The 17,846-nt window shown below is 70.3% G+C and carries 17 protein-coding genes; 11 read left to right on the top strand and 6 right to left on the bottom strand.

Going from position 1 to position 17,846, the window contains the following annotated elements:
* Window positions 1–42 precede the first annotated feature (42 nt).
* The 9 genes from BLT43_RS11670 to BLT43_RS11630 all read left to right on the top strand — a co-directional run bounded on the left by BLT43_RS11670 (window position 43) and on the right by BLT43_RS11630 (window position 9,270).
* Window positions 43–414: a MerR family transcriptional regulator gene (locus tag BLT43_RS11670; protein ID WP_090113032.1), complete on the top strand. Its 372-nt coding sequence runs from the start codon at window positions 43–45 to the stop codon at window positions 412–414.
* 223 nt (window positions 415–637) lie between these two features.
* On the top strand, window positions 638–1,039 hold the full coding sequence (locus tag BLT43_RS11665) for a MerR family transcriptional regulator (RefSeq protein WP_090113030.1): 402 nt from the start codon (window positions 638–640) through the stop codon (window positions 1,037–1,039).
* 115 nt (window positions 1,040–1,154) lie between these two features.
* Window positions 1,155–2,933, top strand: coding sequence for an acyl-CoA dehydrogenase C-terminal domain-containing protein (locus BLT43_RS11660; RefSeq protein ID WP_090113028.1), 1,779 nt, complete (start codon window positions 1,155–1,157; stop codon window positions 2,931–2,933).
* A gap of 59 nt (window positions 2,934–2,992) precedes the next feature.
* Window positions 2,993–3,205 carry a hypothetical protein gene (locus tag BLT43_RS11655; protein WP_090113026.1) on the top strand — a complete coding sequence of 71 codons (213 nt, stop codon included), beginning with the start codon at window positions 2,993–2,995 and terminating at the stop codon, window positions 3,203–3,205.
* Window positions 3,206–3,467: 262 nt separating this feature from the next.
* The gene (locus BLT43_RS11650) at window positions 3,468–4,118 is read left to right on the top strand and encodes a glutathione S-transferase family protein (protein ID WP_090113024.1); all 651 of its coding nucleotides are present in this window, start codon (window positions 3,468–3,470) and stop codon (window positions 4,116–4,118) included.
* Window positions 4,115–5,326, top strand: coding sequence for an acetyl-CoA C-acetyltransferase (locus tag BLT43_RS11645; protein WP_090113022.1), 1,212 nt, complete (start codon window positions 4,115–4,117; stop codon window positions 5,324–5,326). Before BLT43_RS11650 ends, BLT43_RS11645 begins: the two co-directional genes overlap by 4 nt.
* Before the next feature lie 114 nt (window positions 5,327–5,440).
* Window positions 5,441–5,842, top strand: coding sequence for a hypothetical protein (locus tag BLT43_RS11640; protein WP_090113020.1), 402 nt, complete (start codon window positions 5,441–5,443; stop codon window positions 5,840–5,842).
* 58 nt (window positions 5,843–5,900) lie between these two features.
* The gene (locus tag BLT43_RS11635) at window positions 5,901–8,099 is read left to right on the top strand and encodes a 3-hydroxyacyl-CoA dehydrogenase NAD-binding domain-containing protein (RefSeq protein WP_090113018.1); all 2,199 of its coding nucleotides are present in this window, start codon (window positions 5,901–5,903) and stop codon (window positions 8,097–8,099) included.
* Between the two features lie 163 nt (window positions 8,100–8,262).
* Window positions 8,263–9,270: a hypothetical protein gene (locus BLT43_RS11630; RefSeq protein ID WP_090113017.1), complete on the top strand. Its 1,008-nt coding sequence runs from the start codon at window positions 8,263–8,265 to the stop codon at window positions 9,268–9,270.
* Window positions 9,271–9,286: 16 nt separating this feature from the next.
* On the opposite strand, the gene BLT43_RS11625 is transcribed toward BLT43_RS11630, so the two are convergent.
* From BLT43_RS11625 to BLT43_RS11600, 6 genes are all read right to left on the bottom strand, one after another.
* On the bottom strand, window positions 9,287–10,570 hold the full coding sequence (locus BLT43_RS11625) for an SPOR domain-containing protein (protein WP_131802643.1): 1,284 nt from the start codon (window positions 10,568–10,570) through the stop codon (window positions 9,287–9,289).
* A 64-nt stretch (window positions 10,571–10,634) separates the two neighbouring features.
* Window positions 10,635–11,276 carry a uracil phosphoribosyltransferase gene (gene upp / locus BLT43_RS11620; protein WP_090113013.1) on the bottom strand — a complete coding sequence of 214 codons (642 nt, stop codon included), beginning with the start codon at window positions 11,274–11,276 and terminating at the stop codon, window positions 10,635–10,637.
* Complete coding sequence (locus BLT43_RS11615) at window positions 11,273–12,259, bottom strand: adenosine deaminase (RefSeq protein ID WP_090113011.1); 987 nt, start codon at window positions 12,257–12,259, stop codon at window positions 11,273–11,275. The genes upp and BLT43_RS11615 overlap by 4 nt, the downstream gene beginning before the upstream one ends.
* Window positions 12,256–13,464, bottom strand: coding sequence for a phosphopentomutase (locus BLT43_RS11610; RefSeq protein WP_090113009.1), 1,209 nt, complete (start codon window positions 13,462–13,464; stop codon window positions 12,256–12,258). The genes BLT43_RS11615 and BLT43_RS11610 overlap by 4 nt, the downstream gene beginning before the upstream one ends.
* Window positions 13,461–14,765, bottom strand: a complete 1,305-nt coding sequence (locus tag BLT43_RS11605) for a thymidine phosphorylase (protein WP_090113004.1) — start codon at window positions 14,763–14,765, stop codon at window positions 13,461–13,463. The genes BLT43_RS11610 and BLT43_RS11605 overlap by 4 nt, the downstream gene beginning before the upstream one ends.
* Window positions 14,765–15,157 (bottom strand): cytidine deaminase, encoded by a 393-nt coding sequence (locus tag BLT43_RS11600; protein WP_090113002.1) that lies wholly within the window; start codon window positions 15,155–15,157, stop codon window positions 14,765–14,767. The genes BLT43_RS11605 and BLT43_RS11600 overlap by 1 nt, the downstream gene beginning before the upstream one ends.
* Window positions 15,158–15,276: 119 nt before the next feature.
* On the opposite strand from BLT43_RS11600, the gene BLT43_RS11595 reads away from it, so the two are divergent.
* Complete coding sequence (locus tag BLT43_RS11595) at window positions 15,277–15,474, top strand: DUF3072 domain-containing protein (RefSeq protein WP_090113000.1); 198 nt, start codon at window positions 15,277–15,279, stop codon at window positions 15,472–15,474.
* Between the two features lie 65 nt (window positions 15,475–15,539).
* Complete coding sequence (locus tag BLT43_RS11590; RefSeq protein ID WP_090112998.1) at window positions 15,540–17,840, top strand: NADP-dependent malic enzyme; 2,301 nt, start codon at window positions 15,540–15,542, stop codon at window positions 17,838–17,840.
* Window positions 17,841–17,846: the final 6 nt, after the last annotated feature.

Below are 17,846 nucleotides of genomic sequence, written 5' to 3'. Positions count from 1 at the left end.
CCTCAGAATTCCGGCTCTAGCATACGCACGAGGAGAGCACCGATGTCCGATACACGACTGACCTTCAAGGAAATGTGCGCCCGGTTCGACGTGACGCCGCGAACCCTGCGCTACTACGAATATATCGAGCTGCTGTCGCCGGATAAGGACGGCCGCGCCCGCTTTTACGGCCCGCGCGAGATCGCCCGTATGACGCTGATCCTGCGCGGCCGCCGCTTCGGCTTCAGCCTCGAGGAGATCCGCCAGTTCCTGCTGCTCTACGACACCGAGGGCACCAAGACCCAGATGCAGACCTGGATCGGCATGGCCGACCGCCAGCTCGACGTGCTGGAGGAGCAGCGGCGCCAGCTCGAGGACACCATCGCCGAGCTGCGCCAGCTGCGCGACGAATCGGCCGAGGCGCTGAAGAACTGACCTCGCCCGCCGCGTGGCCCGACGCCGCTGCCCACACGCCACAGGCGAAGACGGATTTGTGGCGTCGGGAACAAAATTGCTTCCCTAAGGGCCGTTTTTTCTTGACCTTTCGTCAATCAAAAATTGACGCGGCGTTATGTTTACGTTCACGTCAGCTTTGCTTGTAAGGTCCATCTGAAACCCGCAGGTGGACCGTCTGACCGGACACGAGGGTTGAGAAAAAATGACCGACCAGACCATGACCATCCGCCAGATGTGCGACAAGTTCGATGTGACGCCCCGCACTCTGCGCTTCTACGAGGCGAAGGAGCTCCTGTTTCCGATCCGCGAGGGCACCAAGCGGCTCTTCACCCGGCGCGACCGGGCCCGGCTCAAGCTGATCCTGCGCGGCAAGCGCTTCGGCTTCAGCCTCGAAGAGATCCGCCAGCTGCTCGACCTCTATGACGCCGACAACCAGCAGGAACTGCAGCTGGCCCGGACCTACGAGGTCGCCGAACGGCATCTGAAGGAAATGGAGAGCCAGCGCGCGGCGCTCGACGAGGCGATCGCCGAGCTGCAGGAGCAGATGGATTGGGGCGCGCAACGCCTGATGGAGCTGCGCGCGCGCAAGACGGCGGCGGAGTGATCCGCCCCTCCCTCTGGTCGGAATGAGGGATCGCGGTCCGGGACGCCCCGGGCCGTGACATTCGGACCACATGGCGCGCCCGCGGCGGGCGCGTCCGAGGGAGGACAGGAGCAAGATGCCGACTTACACCGCGCCGATCCGCGACATGCAATTCGTGCTGCACGAGATGCTTGAGGTCTCGCAGCAGGACATCCCGGGCTACGCCGATCTCGAGCCCGACTTCACCGCCGCGATCCTCGAGGAGGCGGGCAAGCTCTCCTCCGGCGTGCTGGCGCCGCTGAACCTCACCGGCGACCAGGAAGGCTGCCATCTGGAGAACGGCGTGGTGCGCACGCCCGCGGGCTTCAAGGCGGCCTTCGACCAGATCCGCGAAGGCGGCTGGACCGCCATCGACGTCGCCGAGGAATTCGGCGGCCAGGGCCTGCCCTACCTGATGCACACCGCCGCCAACGAGCCGATGGTCTCGGCCAACATGGCGCTGAACATGTATCAGGGCCTGACCCACGGCGCCTACAGCGCCATCGCCATCCACGGCAGCGACGAGCAGAAGGCGCGCTGGCTGCCCAAGCTCGGCTCCTGTGAATGGACCGGCACGATGAACCTGACCGAGCCGCATTGCGGCACCGATCTCGGCCTGATGCGCACCAAGGCGGTGCCGATCGAGGACGGCACCTACCGGATCTCGGGCCAGAAGATCTTCATCTCGGCCGGCGAGCACGACATGGCCGACAACATCGTCCACCTCGTGCTGGCCAAGATCCCCGGCGGCCCGGCGGGCATCAAGGGCGTGTCGCTCTTCATCGTGCCGAAGTTCCTGGTGAACGAGGATGGCAGCCTCGGCGCGCGCAACGGCGTGACCTGCGGCAATCTCGAAGAGAAGATGGGCATCCACGGCAACGCCACCTGCGTCATGAACTATGACGAGGCCGAGGGCTACCTGCTGGGCGAGCCGCACAAGGGCATGCGCGCCATGTTCACCATGATGAACGAGGCGCGTCTGGGCGTCGGCCTGCAGGGCTGGGCGCAGGCCGAGGCGGCCTATCAGAACGCCGTGGCCTACGCCAAGGACCGGCTGCAGGGCCGCGCCGTGACCGGCGTGCAGAACCCCGACGGCCCGGCCGACCCGCTGATCGTGCATCCCGACATCCGCCGCGCGCTGATGGACCAGAAGAGCTTCGTCGAGGCGGCCCGCGCCTTCACCTACTGGGGCGCCATGCTGATCGACCGCAGCCACAAGTCGGACGATGCCGAGGCCGAAGCGATGATCTCGCTGCTGACCCCGGTCATCAAGGGCTTCCTGACCGACAAGGGCTTCGACATGTGCGTGCAGGCGCAGCAGGTGTATGGCGGGCACGGCTACATCGAGGAATGGGGCCAGTCGCAATTCGTGCGCGATGCCCGGATCGCGATGATCTACGAGGGCGCCAACGGCATCCAGGCGCTCGACCTCGTCGGCCGCAAGCTCGCCGCCAATGGCGGCAAGACGGTGATGGGCTTCTTCGAGCAGATCAAGGGCTTCATCAAGGAGAACGAGGGCGACGAGGCGCTCAAGCGCGACTTCCTCGACCCGCTCAAATCCGCCTCCAAGGACCTGCAGGCCGCCGCCATGGTGTTCATGCAGTCCGGCATGAAGAACCCGAACGTGGCGCTCGCGGGCAGCACCGACTTCATGCACCTGATGGGCCATGTCTGCCTGGGCTGGACCTGGGCGCGGATGGCCAAGGCGGCGCAGGCGGGTCTCGAGGCCGGCACCGGCGACGCGGCCTTCTACGAGGCCAAGCTCGCCACCGGGCGCTACTACATGGCGCGCCAGCTGCCGGCGACCAAGATGCACCTCGCCCGCATCGAGAGCGGCGCCGATCCGGTGATGGCGCTGGACGAAGCCGCGTTCTGATGGACCTTCGCCATGGTCGGGGCGAGGATGCCCCGACCATGGCAAGACCGGAGGAGAGCATGCCCAAGCGACTGAGACTGACACGCCGATTTCCCGTCGCGATGTCCGAGGACGGCTATCGCCGGCTGAAGCGCTTCGCGCGCGAGGCCGGGCTCGACGAGGGCGAGGCACTGTCCTTCCTGTTCGAGAACTTCGACAGCGTGATCGACGAGGACACCTTCGGCCACAGGCTGCGGCTGTTCAATTCCGAGCTGGAGGCGCGCAAGCGGTAGGAGGCCGCGCGCGGGAGACAACGGAGGAGTTGCGTATTTTTAGAAAGGTGAATGGGCCGGCGTTCCCCGTGGAACATGCCGGGTTCGTTCGAAGCCCGGACTGCCCCGCGGCTCACCTTCCACGGCCATCGGCTCGCCAGCCTGTACCGCGGAATCGAACCTGCCGGGAAATCTTTGCGGAACCATTAAGCGCGCCCCTTCACCTTTCTTCAAATACGCAGGGACGCCGGCAGCCGCCGGCGCGACGATCAAGGGAGGCTGCATGATCCGACTGCACTGCTTCGGAGAGAGCGGGAACGCCTACAAGGCGGCGCTGCCGCTCGAACTCTCTGGGCTCGAATGGGAACCGGTGAAGGTCGACTTCTTCGCCGGCGCGTCGCGGACCGACGATTTCCTCGCGCTCAACGTCATGGGCGAGGTGCCGGTGATGGAGGCGGAGGGGCTGCGGCTGAGCCAGTCCGGCGCGATCCAGGACTGGATCACCGAGCAGACCGGGCTCTATGGCGGCGGCGACGACCGCGCCCTGCAGCGCGAGGTGCTGCGCTGGGTGCTGTGGGACAACCACAAGCTCTCGGGCCAGGCGGGCTCGCTGCGCTTCCTGATGCATTTCCTGCCGCCCGAGAAACGGCCCGAGCAGGTGATCAAGTGGCTGAAGGGCCGCCTCAGGCCCGCCTACGAGACGCTGGAGCGCGGCCTCGAGGGCCGCGACTGGCTGGTGGGCGACGGCGTCACCCACGCCGATTTCTCCTGCTGCGGCTATCTCTTCTACCCCGAGGAGTTCGGCTTCGACCGCGCCGCGCACCCCAACATCGACCGCTGGCTCGACCGCATCGCGGCGCTGCCCGGTTGGAAACACCCCTATGATCTGATGCCCGGCTCGCCCGCCGACCGGGCGCAAAAGGAGACAGCATGACCGACGCCTTCATCTACGACGCGATCCGCACCCCGCGCGGCAAAGGCCGCAAGGACGGCTCGCTGCACGAAGTGACCAGCGTGAAGCTCTCTTCGGGCGTGCTCGACGCTCTGGCGGAGCGTAACGGCATCGAGGGCCACGTGATCGAGGACGTGATCTGGGGCAACGCCACCCAGGTCGGCGAACAGGGCGGCTGCCTCGCCCGCTCGGCCGTGCTCGGCTCGAAGCTCGACGAGCGCATCCCCGGCCTGTCGATCAACCGCTTCTGCGCCTCCGGCATGGAAGCCGTGAACCTCGCCGCCAACCAGGTCCGCGCCGGCGCCGGCCGCGCCTACATCGCCGGCGGCGTCGAGGCGATGAGCCGCGTCGCCATGGGCTCGGACGGTGCCGCGATCGCGGTCGACCCCTCGCTCGCGATGGACACCTACTTCGTGCCGCAGGGCATCTCGGCCGACATCATCGCCACCGAGTACGGCTTCTCGCGCGACGACGTCGACGGCTTCGCCGTCGAGAGCCAGCGCCGCGCCAAGGCGGCCTGGGATGACGGCCGCTTCGCCCGCTCGGTGGTGCCGGTCAAGGACCGCAACGGCCTGACCATCCTCGACCGCGACGAGTACATGCGCCCGGGCACCGACATGCAGGCGCTCGGCGCGCTCGAGCCCAGCTTCAAGGCGATGGGCGAGGTGATGCCCGGCTTCGACAAGGTCGCGCTGATGAAGTATCCGCATCTCGAGCGGATCAACCACGTCCACCATGCCGGCAACTCGAGCGGCATCGTCGACGGTGCCGCCGGCGTGCTGATCGGCGACGCCGAGTTCGGCCGCGCGCATGGGCTCAAGCCCCGCGCCCGCATCCGCGCCACCGCCAAGATCGGCACCGACCCGACCATCATGCTGACCGGCCCGGTGCCGGTGACCGAGAAGATCCTCGCCGACAGCGGCATGGCGATCTCGGACATCGACCTGTTCGAGATCAACGAGGCCTTCTCCTCGGTGGCGCTGCGCTTCATGCAGGCCTTCGACCTCGACCCCGCCCGCGTGAACCCGAACGGCGGCGCCATCGCCATGGGCCACCCGCTCGGCGCGACCGGCGCAATCATCATCGGCATCCTGCTCGACGAGATGGAGCGCACCGGCAAGGGCACCGGCCTCGCCACGCTCTGCGTCGCCTCGGGCATGGGGGCTGCGACGATCATCGAGCGCGTCTGATGACAGGCACCGATAGCAACCCCGAATTGAAACCAATCCGACCTATGGACAATCGAGGCGAGTGCGTTAAGCTGTTTCGAATATTCTTTCAGTCCAACGGCTTGTCCGGCAGGGATGTCGCATCTGATACCGCAGTTCATTTCGAACCACGCGAGGCTGTTCCGCGAGGGCCGGCTGGAGGAAATGCTCGACGACTGCGCCTACCCGCTGGCGGTGCAGGACACCACCGGCATGAAGGTGCTGCAGGATCGGGCCGAGTATCTGCGCTGGCTGCAGCGCTGGCAGTCGAGCTTCGGCGCCCGCGCGATGTCGGAAAGCCACATGAAGATCCACACGCTGGAGCTGCCGCGCGCCGGCCGGTTCCGGGTCTGGATCGAGCGCCGCTTCGAGAACCCGGCGCGCGGCGCCCGGTTCGACATGTCGGTGATCTACTACTGCCGGCTCGAGGGACGTCGACCGCTGATCGAGATGATCGAGCTCGACATCCCCGGACCGCCGTCGGCCAACGACGCCTAGGCGCAGGGCCCGCCCGGCCCCGCCATTCCCATACCCCATTCGCGAAGAGGAACTCGGCATGACCGATTTCACCATGCAGCGCGACGCCCAGGGCGTCGCCGTCATCACCTGGGACGTGCCGGGCCGCTCGATGAACGTCATGTCGCTCGACGGCTTCGAGCAGCTCGAGGCGCTGGTCGACGAGGCGCTGGCCGACGAGGCGGTCCGCGGCATCGTCATCACCTCCGGCAAGAAGGATTTCGCCGGCGGCATGGATCTGGGCGTGATCGCCGGGATGAAGCGCGCCGGCGGCGACGAGCCCGCCAAGGCGGTGTTCGAGGGCGTGATGCGCATGCATGGCGTGCTGCGCAAGATCGAGCGCGCCGGCATGGACCCCAAGACCAACAAGGGCGGCAAGCCGATCGCCGCCGCCCTGCCCGGCACCGCGCTGGGCATCGGTCTCGAGGTTCCGCTGGCCTGCCACCGCATCTTCGCCGCCGACAACCCCAAGGCCAAGATCGGCCTGCCCGAGATCATGGTCGGCATCTTCCCCGGCGCCGGCGGCACCACCCGGCTGGTGCGCAAGCTCGGCGCGATGGGGGCGAGCCCGCTCCTGCTCGAGGGCAAGATGAACGACCCGAAGAAGGCCAAGTCGCTCGGCCTGATCGACGAGGTGGTCGAGGACCCGCTCGCCGCCGCCAAGGACTGGGTGCTCGAGGCCAAGGACGCCGACCTCGTGAAGCCCTGGGACGCCAAGGGCTACAAGATGCCCGGGGGCGCGCCCTACCACCCGGCGGGCTTCATGACCTTCGTCGGTGCCTCGGCGATGGTGAACGGCAAGACGCAGGGCGTCTACCCGGCCGCCAAGGCGCTCCTGTCGGCGGTCTATGAAGGCGCGCTGGTGCCGTTCGACACCGCGCTCAAGATCGAGGCGCGCTGGTTCACCCACGTGCTGATGAACCCCTCCTCCGAGGCGATGATCCGGTCGCTCTTCCTCAACAAGGAAGCGCTGGAGAAGGGCGCGAACCGGCCCGAGGCACCGGACCAGAGCGTCAAGAAGGTGGGCATCCTCGGCGCCGGCATGATGGGCGCGGGCATCGCCTACGTCTCCGCCAATGCCGGCATCGAGGTGGTGCTGATCGACCGCGAGCAGGCCGCCGCTGACAAGGGCAAGTCCTACTCCGAGGCGCTGCTCGACAAGGGCATCAAGCGCAAGAAGGTCACGCCCGAGAAGAAGGAGCAGGTGCTGGCGCGGATCGAGGCCACCACCGAGATCGAGGCGCTGAAGGGCTGCGACCTGATCGTCGAGGCGGTGTTCGAGGATGTCGGCGTCAAGGCCGAGATGACGAAGCGCGTCGAGGCCGTGATCGGCGAGGACTGCATCTTCGCCACCAACACCTCGACCCTGCCGATCACCGAGCTGGCCAAGGCGAGTGCGCGTCCCGAGCAGTTCATCGGCATCCACTTCTTCTCGCCGGTCGACAAGATGATGCTCGTGGAGATCATCAAGGGCCGCGAGACCGGCGACCGCGCGGTGGCCAAGGCGCTCGACTTCACGCGGCAGATCCGCAAGACGCCGATCGTCGTCAACGACGCGCGCTTCTTCTACGCCAACCGCTGCATCATCCCCTACATCAACGAGGGGATCCGCATGGTGGCCGAGGGGGTGGAGCCCGCGCTGATCGAGAACGCCGCGCGCCTCGTCGGCATGCCGCTCGGGCCGCTGCAGCTGGTGGACGAGACCTCGATCGATCTCGGCGTGAAGATCGCCGAGGCCACCAAGGCCGCGATGGGCGACGCCTATCCGGACGAGGCGGTGGACGAGGTGCTGTTCTGGATGGCCGAGCAGGGCCGGATGGGCCGCAAGTCGGCCTCGGGCTTCTACGCCTATGACGAGAAGGGTCAGCGCACCGGTTTGTGGGACGGGCTGTCGGACAAGTTCCCGGTGGCCGAGACGCAGCCCGATCTGACCGAGGTGCAGCACCGCCTGTTCTTCGCGCAGGTGCTCGAGGCGGTGCGCGCCTTCGAGGACGGCGTGCTGACCGACATCCGCGAGGGCGACGTCGCGGCGATCCTCGGCTGGGGCTTCGCGCCGTGGTCGGGCGGGCCGTTCTCCTGGCTCGACATGATCGGCGCGGGCTTCGCCGCCGAGCGCTGCGACGCGCTGACCGAGACGCACGGGCCGCGCTTCGCCTGCCCGAAGCTCTTGCGCGAGATGGCCGAGAGCGGCGCGCGCTTCTACGACCGCTACGGCGACGGCCGGGCCGCGGCGGCCTGAGCCTGCGGCGCGCGGCGGCCCGGCCGCCGCGCGCCTTCCGCCCCCGCTTCGCGAGGCGACATTTCGGTCGCGCCGCGCGCCGAGCGCCCCTGTTCCTTCCCGAATCCGCGGGCTATGTTCGCCCGCAACGGCAGGCCGCACCGACCGGGCCGCGAAAGGAACGATGACCGCACTGAAGGAATTCGCCCGGCTGGAAACCATCGGATCGTGGCGCCCCGAACCGGAGGCCGCGCCGCGCGAGGTCACCGTTTCCTTCGGCGAGGCGACGCTGGTGCTGTCGGACCAGAGCAACCGCCCGGTCACCCATTGGTCGCTGCCGGCGCTGAACCGGCTCAACCCCGGCGAGACCCCCGCCCTCTACGCCCCCGACGAGGATGCCAGCGAGACGCTGGAGATCGACGACGAGACGATGATCGGCGCGCTCGAGAAGGTGCGCCGCGCCGTGGCGGCGCGTCAGCCGCGGCCGGGGCGGCTCAGGCAGGGCGCGATCTGGGGCGGCCTCGGCCTCGCCGCGTTCCTGGCGGTGTTCTGGCTGCCCGGCGCGCTGATGCAGCAGACGCTGGGCGTGGTGCCGCCCGGCAAGCGCAGCGAGTTCGGCGCGACGCTTCTGGGCATGGTGCAGTCGCACACCGGCCCGACCTGCCGCGACCCGCTGGGCAGCGAGGCGCTGAACCGCCTGCGCGACCGCACGCTCGGCCGCGACGGCGGCCAGATCGTGGTGGTGCCCGACAAGCTGGCCGGACCGATCTACCTGCCCGGCGGCATCGTGGTGCTGCCCGGCAGCCTGCTGGATGAGACCGAGGACCCGGTGGTGGTGGCGGGCCACGTGATCGCCGCCGCCGCGAGCCGCGACGAGGCCGACCCGCTCGACGCGCTGCTGCGCGAGGCGGGCTTCGGCACGGTGCTGCGGCTGCTGACCACCGGCGACATCCCGACCGAGAAGCTGCAGGACCGCGCCGAGCGGCTGGTCGCCACCCCGGCCCCGGTGCCCGGCGACGAGGTGCTGCTCGACCGCTTCGCGAAGGCCGGCGTGCCGATCGGTCCCTGGGCCCGCGCCACCGGCGAGGGCCCGGACGCCGCCGTGCTGGTCGCGGCCGAGGCCGGCGCCGCGCGCGGGCCGGTCCTTTCGGATGGCGACTGGGTCAGCCTGCAGGGGATCTGCCGGGGCTGAGCGCCCCGGCGGCGCCTCAGCGTCGCACGAAGGCGTCCGGGTAGCCCGCCGCGCGCACCTGCCCCAAGGCTTGGTCGAGCGCACCGGCCTCGAAAGGCCCGGTCGCGACCACCTGCAGCTCGGCCCCGCCCCGGGTCAGACGGCCATGCGCCACCGGCAATTGCATCGCCCGCAGCCGCGCCGCGGCGCGCGCGGCGTTTTCCGGCTCGGCATAGGTGCCGACCTGCACGAAGCGCCCGGCGATCGCCGCCTGCGGCACCGCCTTGGTCGAAACCCGGCCCGCCGGGCCCTGCGGCACCGTCACCGGCGCCGCCAGAAGCGGGGCGCGGACCTGGCCCGCCCCTTCCCGCTCGACCAGGCGCACGCCGCGCGCCGGGTTCAGCCGGTCGTCCTGCCACGCGGCCCTGTAGCCCGGCGGCGGGCCCGACGGCTCGGGCAGCGGCCGCGCGAGGCCGGCCACGCCGGCCGCCCCCCGGAAGGCAAGGGCGTCGTCCGCCGCGCCCGCGCCGCTCCGGCCCGAGGGCGACTGGGCCTGCGGCCCGCAGCGCAGCGGCAGATCCCGGCGCGCGCCGATCAGCCCGTAGCCCGAGCCCGCCCCAAGATCGCAGCCGGCGGCCTGCGCCGCGCGGGCGATCCGGTCCGGCCCGGCCGGTGCCGCGTCGCCCGCCGCGCCAGCGACGAGGACCGGCAGGCCGGCGGCGGGCGCGCAGTTCACCGGCGCGCCGCTGTCGCTGTGCCGGTAGCGGCGCCCGGTCGCGGCCATGTCGGCGCAGACCTCGGCCAGCGTCACCCGGCCGCGCAGCGGCTCTGACCGATCAGGCATCGCCATGGCGGCGTCCGGACCCGGCCCGCAATCGATGGTGCGGCCGGTGCGGCTGCCGACATAGCCCGGCTGCGGGCCGGAGCGGTCGGCGCAGAAGGCGGCGAGCGTCAGCGGCGCCGCCGGCGCCGGGCGCGGCGACACCACGCGCGGCGTGACGGGCGCGGGCCGGGGCGCCGCCCTCGCGGGTTCGGGCCGGGTTTCCGGCTTGGGCGCGGGGTCCGCCACCGGCTCTGCCGCCGCGACGCGACTCGGCTCGAAGCCGCAGAGCGGCTCGCGCTCGCGGTTCATCCGCGGCACCCAGTTGGTCACGCCGCCGACACCGGCGCGGATGAAGGCGCAGCCGCGGCTGTCGACATACTGGCTGGCCTCGTAGCTCTCGGGCGGGAACTCGGCCGGGATGTCGTCCTGCGCCACCGCTTGCCCGGCCACCGCCATGGCCGCCGCCGCCGCGGATGCGGCGAGGAATGTCCTGATCATGCTGCCCGTGCCCCCGGATTTTTCCGGGAGCATAGCGACGGCGGACGCGGCCTGTAAAGATTGGTTACTTGGTGCCGAAGATCCTGTCGCCGGCATCCCCGAGACCGGGCACGATGTAGCCGTGATCGTCGAGCTTCTCGTCGAGCGCGGCGGTGACGATCGGCACGTCGGGATGCGCCTCCTTCATCCGCGCCACGCCCTCGGGGGCGGCCAGCAGGCACAGGAAGATGATGTCCTTGGCGCCGTTCTTCTTCAGCATGTCGATCGCCGCGACCGAGGAGTTGCCGGTGGCCAGCATCGGGTCGACCGCGATGGTCAGCCGCTCGTCGAGGCCGCCGGGCACCTTGAAGTAGTACTCGACCGGCTTCAGCGTCTCGGGGTCGCGGTAGAGGCCGACGAAGCCGACCCGCGCCGAGGGGATCAGCTCGAGGATGCCGTCGAGCAACCCGTTGCCGGCGCGCAGGATCGAGATCAGCGCCAGCTTCTTGCCCTCAATCACCGGCGCCTGCATCGGCTGCATCGGCGTGTCGATCTCGGTCATGGTGACCGGCAGGTCGCGCGTGACCTCGTAGGCCAGAAGCAGGCTGATCTCGCGCAGCAGCCGCCGGAACGACGCGGTCGAGGCGTCGGCCTTGCGCATCAGGGTCAGCTTGTGCTGCACCAGCGGGTGCTCGACGACGGTCAGGTGTTTGTCGGTGTGGCTCATGCCGCCTCCAGTCGCTTGATCAGGGCCTGTCGGGTGTCCTCGTCGCAGAAGGCGGCCTCGGCGGCAATGGTGTTGGCGATGCGCAGGCGCTCTTCCTCCCAGCCGAAATGCTTCTCGAGCATGTCGTACTCGTGGCTCATCGAGGTGCCGAACCAGGGCGGGTCGTCGGTCGAGACCGTCACCCGCACGCCGCGGTCGCGCAGGGTCTCGATCGGATGGCTCCTCCAGTCCTTCACCGCGCCGAGCACGAGGTTCGAGACCGGGCAGACCTCGAGCGTCACGCCCTTCTCGATCAGGTGGTCGCAGAGCGCGTGATCGCCCACCGCGTTGATGCCGTGGCCGATGCGGGTGCAGCCCAGCAGGTCGACCGTCTCGCGCACCATGTCCGGCCCGCCCCACTCGCCCGCATGGGCGGTGAGCCCGAGCCCGGCCTCGCGGGCGCAGTCGAAGGCCCAGCCGAAATCGCCGGGCCGGTGCCGCATCTCGGCCCCCGCCATGCCGAAGCCGGTGACGAAGCCGCCCGCCGTCTCGGCGGCGCAGCGGGCGATGGGCTTGGCGGCCCCGGGGCCGAGCTGGCGCAGGCAGGTGACGATGCCGCGCGCGACGATGCCCCGCTCGCGCTCGGCCTCGGCGGCGGCGTCGGCCATCGCGTCGAGATGGTCGCGCCACGAGGCCAGATCGCCGCCGCCGCAGAAATCGGGCGACAGGAACAGCTCGGTGTAGACCACGCCCTCGTCGGCGCTCTGCTCGAGCACGGCGCGCAGCAGGCGGCGGTAGTCCTCGGGGCCCTGCAGCACGGTGCAGGCGGCGTCATAGGCCTTCAGGAACCACTCGAAGCCGCCGCGCGCGTAGCCGCCGCGCTCGTCGAAGATGCGCGAGATGTCGATGTGCTTCTCGCGCGAGAGGCCCCTGATGAAGGCGGGCGGCGCCGCGCCTTCGAGATGCAGGTGCAGCTCGACCTTGGGCAGCGCGCGCCAGCTCACGGCTGGGCGTCCGGGTCGGGGGCGGGAATGTCGAGATGGCGCGCCACCAGGCCGCCCACCTCGGTGAAGCCCATCAGGCCGAGCTCGCGCGCCCCGAACCCGTGGCAGAGCACCGGCACCCGCTCGCGCGTGTGGTCTGTGCCCGAAAAGGTCGGGTCGTTGCCGTGATCGGCGGTGACCAGAAGCAGGTCGCCCTCGCGCATCCGCGGCAGGATCTTCCCCAGCTCGGCGTCGAACCACTCCAGATGGCGGGCATAGCCCGACACGTCGCGGCGGTGGCCGAAATTGGTGTCGAACTCGACGAAGTTGGCGAAGACCAGCGCGCCGTCGGCGGCCTCGTCCACGAGGTCCGACAGATGGCCCATCAGCCTGTCGTCCGGCCCCTTGCGCAGATCGGTGACGCCGCGCATCGAGAAGATGTCGCCGATCTTGCCGACCGCGTGCACGTCGCGCCCCGCGCCCTTCGCGGCGTCGAGCAGCGTGCGCCCCGGCGCGGCGATGGCGAAGTCGCGGCGGTTGGCGGTGCGGGTGAAACCGGTCTTCTCGTCGCCGACGAAGGGCCGGGCGATGACCCGACCGACCTTCATGTCGTGCAGGAGCGGCGCCACCTCGCGGCACATGTCCAGAAGCCGGTCGAGGCCGAAGCGCTCCTCATGCGCGGCGATCTGCAGCACGCTATCGACGCTGGTGTAGCAGATCGGCCAGCCGGTGCTCATGTGCTCGGGGCCCTCCTCCTCGATCACCGCCGTGCCGGAGGCGTGGCGGTTGCCGAGGATGCCGTCGGTGCCGGCGGCCTGCATCAGCGCGCGCGTCACCTCGGTCGGGAAGGCCGGGACCTCCTTGGGGAAATAGTGCCAGTCCCACGGCACCGGCACGCCCGCAAGCTCCCAGTGGCCCGAGGGGGTGTCCTTGCCGTTCGAAACCTCGGTCGCCGCGCCCCATGCGCCTTCGGGCGCGGCGTCGAGCCCCGGCGCCTCAAGGCCGGAGGCCAGCGCGATGGCGCGGCCGAGGCCGAGCCGGTCGAGGTTCGGCAGCTTCAGCGGGCCGGAGCGGCCCTCCTCGGCGCGACCCGCGGCGCAGGCCTCGGCGATGTGGCCGATGGTGTTCGAGCCGGTGTCGGGCACCTCGCCGTTGAAGAACTCGCCCGCGTCGGGCGCGCCGCCGATCCCGGCGGAATCCATCACCAGAAGGAAGGCACGGCTCATGGGTCGATCCTTTCGCGTACGAGGTCGGAGAGGTCCGGCGCGGCGCCGAGCGTCATCGCCGCGCGCACCGCGCGCTCGGCCTCCTCGGCCTCGGCGGCGTCGCGCGCGTGGATGGTCAGCAGCGGGTCGCCGGCTGAAAGCTTGGCGCCGAGCCGCGCCACGCCGGTCAGCCCGACAGCCGGGTCGATCACGTCGCTCTCGACCTTGCGGCCGCCGCCCAGGCCCACCACGGCCCGGCCCAGCGCCTCGCCGTCGATCGCGGCGAGATGGCCGTCGCTCTCGGCCTTCGCCTCGCGGATCACCGCGGCGCGCGGCAGATGCGCCTGCCAGTTCTCCGCCATGTCGGACGGTCCGCCCAGCGCGTGCAGCATCCGGGCGAAGCGCTCCAGCGCGGCGCCCGAGGCGATGGCATGGGCGATCTTCTCCTCGCCCTCGCCTTCCGCGCCGCCCGCGAGCGCCAGGAGCCGCCCGCCCAAGCTGACGGTCAGGTCGTGCAGCCGCGGCGCGACGTGGCGCTCGCCCGACAGCACCCGCATGATCACCGCCATCTCGGTGGCGTTGCCGAGGGCGGGCGCGAGCGGCTGGTCCATGTCGGTCAGGAAGGCCGCCGTCGGGCAGCCCGCGCCGTTGGCGGTGGATACCAGCGCCTGCGCCAAAGCGCGCGCCTCGTCTTCGGTCTTCATGAAGGCGCCGGAGCCGACCTTGACGTCGAGCACGAGGCCCTCGAGCCCCGCGGCGAGCTTCTTCGACAGGATCGAGGCGGTGATCAGGTCGATGCTATCGACCGTGCCGGTGACGTCGCGGATCGCGTAGAGCCGCTTGTCGGCGGGCGCGATGCGGCCCGTCGCGCCGACGATGGCGCAGCCGATGTCCCGGGTGATCTCGCGCAGCCGGCCCTCGTCCACCTGCGTCGAGAGCCCCGGCACCGCCTCGAGCTTGTCGAGCGTGCCGCCGGTATGGCCGAGCCCGCGCCCCGAGATCATCGGCACGTAGACGCCGCAGGCGGCGAGCGCCGGGGCCAGCAGCAGCGACACGCAGTCGCCCACCCCGCCGGTCGAATGCTTGTCGAGCACCGGGCCCGGCAGGCTCCAGGCGAGCCGGTCGCCGCTGTCGCGCATCCCCTCGGTCAGCGCGACGCGGCCGGCCTCGCCCAGGCCGTTGAGGCAGACCGCCATGGCGAAGGCGCCGGCCTGCGCGTCCGAGACCGAGCCGTCGGCCAGCCCCGCCGCGAAGCCCCTGACGGCCTCGGCCGGCGGGCGCTCGCCGCGCCTCAGCGCCGCGATCAGGGCGGCCGCGCGCATCAGGCGCGCTCCATCTGGGTCTGGTCGAAGGCGCCGGGCAGCAGTTCGGCCAGCGTGGTCTCGCGCGTCGCGCCGTCGGTGGTGGCGAGCGTGACCTTCACGTCGCCGCGGCCGAACTCGGCGAGCTTCTGGCGGCAGCCGCCGCAGGGCGAAACCGGCACCGGGCTGTCGGCGATCACCGCCACCTCGGCGATCTCGCTGTCGCCCGCCGCGCACATCGCCGCGATCGCCCCGGCCTCGGCGCAGGTGCCTTCCGGGTAGGCGACGTTCTCGACGTTCACGCCGAGATAGGTGGCGCCGGAGGTGGCGCGGATCGCCGCGCCGACCTTGAAGCGCGAATAAGGGGCATAGGCGTTCTCGCGCACGCGGCGTGCATCTTCGACCAGCGACATGGGGACCTCCGAGAGATTTGCCGGAAACTGTCGCGCGCGGCCCCTTGCGATGCAAGCCCACCCTCGCGGAACTCCTGCGCGCCTCCGCCGGTTCTGACGGCATCACGGAAGGAAACGCCATGATGCCACCCAACAAGGGCGTGCTGCCCGAGACCGAGGCCCGCACGGCCGAGAACCCCGACGCGCCGATGACCGAAGAGCAGGCCGCCGAGCTGCGCCAGCTCTGCGAACGGACCGGCGAGGAATTCGACACCTCGCTCACCGAGGCGCAGGCCGTCGAGCGGATCGACGCGCTGCGCGCGCAAGCCGACAAGTAGGGCTTTCGCGACCCTTCGGAAAAGGTTTAAGGCTAAACCATTCCGATTTCAGGGAGAGACCCGCGATGGCCGACAGCACCGACGACACCGCCCGCAGCGCCTCGGACAGCCTGCGGCAGGCCGCGCTCGACTATCACCGGCTGCCGAAGCCCGGCAAGCTCGAGATCCGCGCGACCAAGCCCCTGGCCAATGGCCGCGACCTGTCGCGCGCCTACTCGCCCGGCGTCGCCGAGGCCTGCCTCGAGATCAAGGACAACCCCGACACCGCCCGCGACTACACCGCGCGCGGCAACCTCGTGGGCGTCGTCACCAACGGCACGGCGGTGCTGGGGCTGGGCAACATCGGCGGGCTCGCCTCCAAGCCGGTGATGGAGGGCAAGGCGGTCCTGTTCAAGAAGTTCGCCAACATCGACTGCTTCGACATCGAACTGAACGAGACCGACCCCGAGAAGCTGGCCGAGCTGGTCTGCGCGCTCGAGCCGACCTTCGGCGCGATCAACCTCGAGGACATCAAGGCGCCCGACTGCTTCATCGTCGAGAAGATCTGCCGCGAGCGGATGAACATCCCCGTCTTCCACGACGACCAGCACGGCACGGCCATCGTGGTGGGCGCCGCGGCCACCAACGCGCTGCGCGTCGCCAAGAAGGACTTCGCCGACGTCAAGGTCGTCTCGACCGGCGGCGGCGCGGCGGGCATCGCCTGCCTCGACATGCTGCTGAAGCTCGGGGTGAAGCGCGAGAACGTCTACCTGTGCGACCTCGCCGGCCTCGTCCACGAGGGCCGCGAGGCGGACATGACCCCGCAGAAGGCGGCCTATGCCCAGCCGGGCGGGCCGCGCGGCCTCGACGACGTGATCGACGGCGCCGACCTGTTCCTCGGCCTCTCCGGCCCCGGCGTGCTCAAGCCCGAGATGGTCGCGCGCATGGCCGACAGCCCGATCATCTTCGCGCTGGCGAACCCGACGCCCGAGATCCTGCCGGAGCTGGCGCGCGAGGTGAAGCCCGACGCGATCATCGCGACCGGGCGCTCGGACCGGCCGAACCAGGTCAACAACGTGCTGTGCTTCCCCTTCATCTTCCGCGGCGCGCTCGACGTCGGCGCGACCACGATCAACGACGAGATGAAGATCGCCTGCATCGAGGGCATCGCGGCGCTGGCGCGCGCCACCACCTCGGCCGAGGCCGCCGCCGCCTATAGCGGCGAGCAGATGACCTTCGGGCGCGACTACCTGATCCCCAAGGCCTTCGACCCGCGGCTGATGGGCGTCGTCGCCTCCGCCGTGGCCCGCGCCGCGATGGAGACCGGCGTGGCCGAGCGCCCGATCGAGGATCTCGCCGCCTACAAGCGCCGTCTCGACGGCTCGGTGTTCAAGTCGGCGATGCTGATGCGCCCGGTGTTCGAGGCGGCGCGCTCCTCCACCCGCAAGATCGTCTTCGCCGAGGGCGAGGACGAGCGCGTGCTGCGCGCCTCGCAGGCGATCATCGAGGAGACCACCGACACGCCGATCCTGATCGGCCGCCCGGAGGTGATCGAGACCCGCTGCGAGCGCTACGGCCTGACCATCCGCCCCGGCATCGACTTCGAGATCGTCAACCCCGAGAACGACCCGCGCTACCGCGACTACTGGGGCACCTATCACGACCTCATGGCCCGGCGCGGCGCGACGCCCGACATCGCCAAGGCGGTGATGCGCACCAACACCACCGCGATCGCCGCGGTGATGGTGCAGCGCGGCGAGGCCGACAGCCTGATCTGCGGCACCTTCGGCCAGTATCTGTGGCACCTGAACTACATCGAGCAGGTGCTCGGCACCCGGACGCTGCGCCCGGTGGGGGCGCTGTCGCTGATGATCCTCGAGGACGGGCCGCTCTTCGTGGCCGACACGCAGGTCCATGCCGAGCCCAGCCCCGAGCAGATCGCCGAGACGGTGATCGGCTGCGCCCGCCATGTCCGCCGCTTCGGGCTGGTGCCGCAGATCGCGCTCTGCTCGCATTCGCAGTTCGGCAATCTCGACATCTCCTCGGGCCGCCGGATGCGCGGCGCGCTCGAGATCCTCGACGGCACGCCGCGCGACTTCGCCTATGAGGGCGAGATGCATGTCGACGCGGCGCTCGACCCCGAGCTGCGCGAACGCATCTTCCCCGGCGCGCGGCTCGAGGGCGCGGCGAACTGCCTCGTCTTCGCCTCGACCGATGCCGGCTCGGGCGTGCGCAACATCCTGAAGATGAAGGGCGCGGGCCTCGAGGTCGGGCCGATCCTGATGGGCATGGGCAACCGCGCCCATATCGTCACCCCCTCGATCACCGCGCGCGGCCTTCTGAACATGTCCGCCGTCGCCGGCACGCCGGTCGCGCATTACGGCTGAGGACGC

It is taken from the genome of Limimaricola pyoseonensis (assembly GCF_900102015.1).
Taxonomy (GTDB): domain Bacteria; phylum Pseudomonadota; class Alphaproteobacteria; order Rhodobacterales; family Rhodobacteraceae; genus Limimaricola; species Limimaricola pyoseonensis.
Note: the sequence above shows the minus strand (reverse complement) of the source record. Positions and strands in the feature narration are given on the sequence as shown.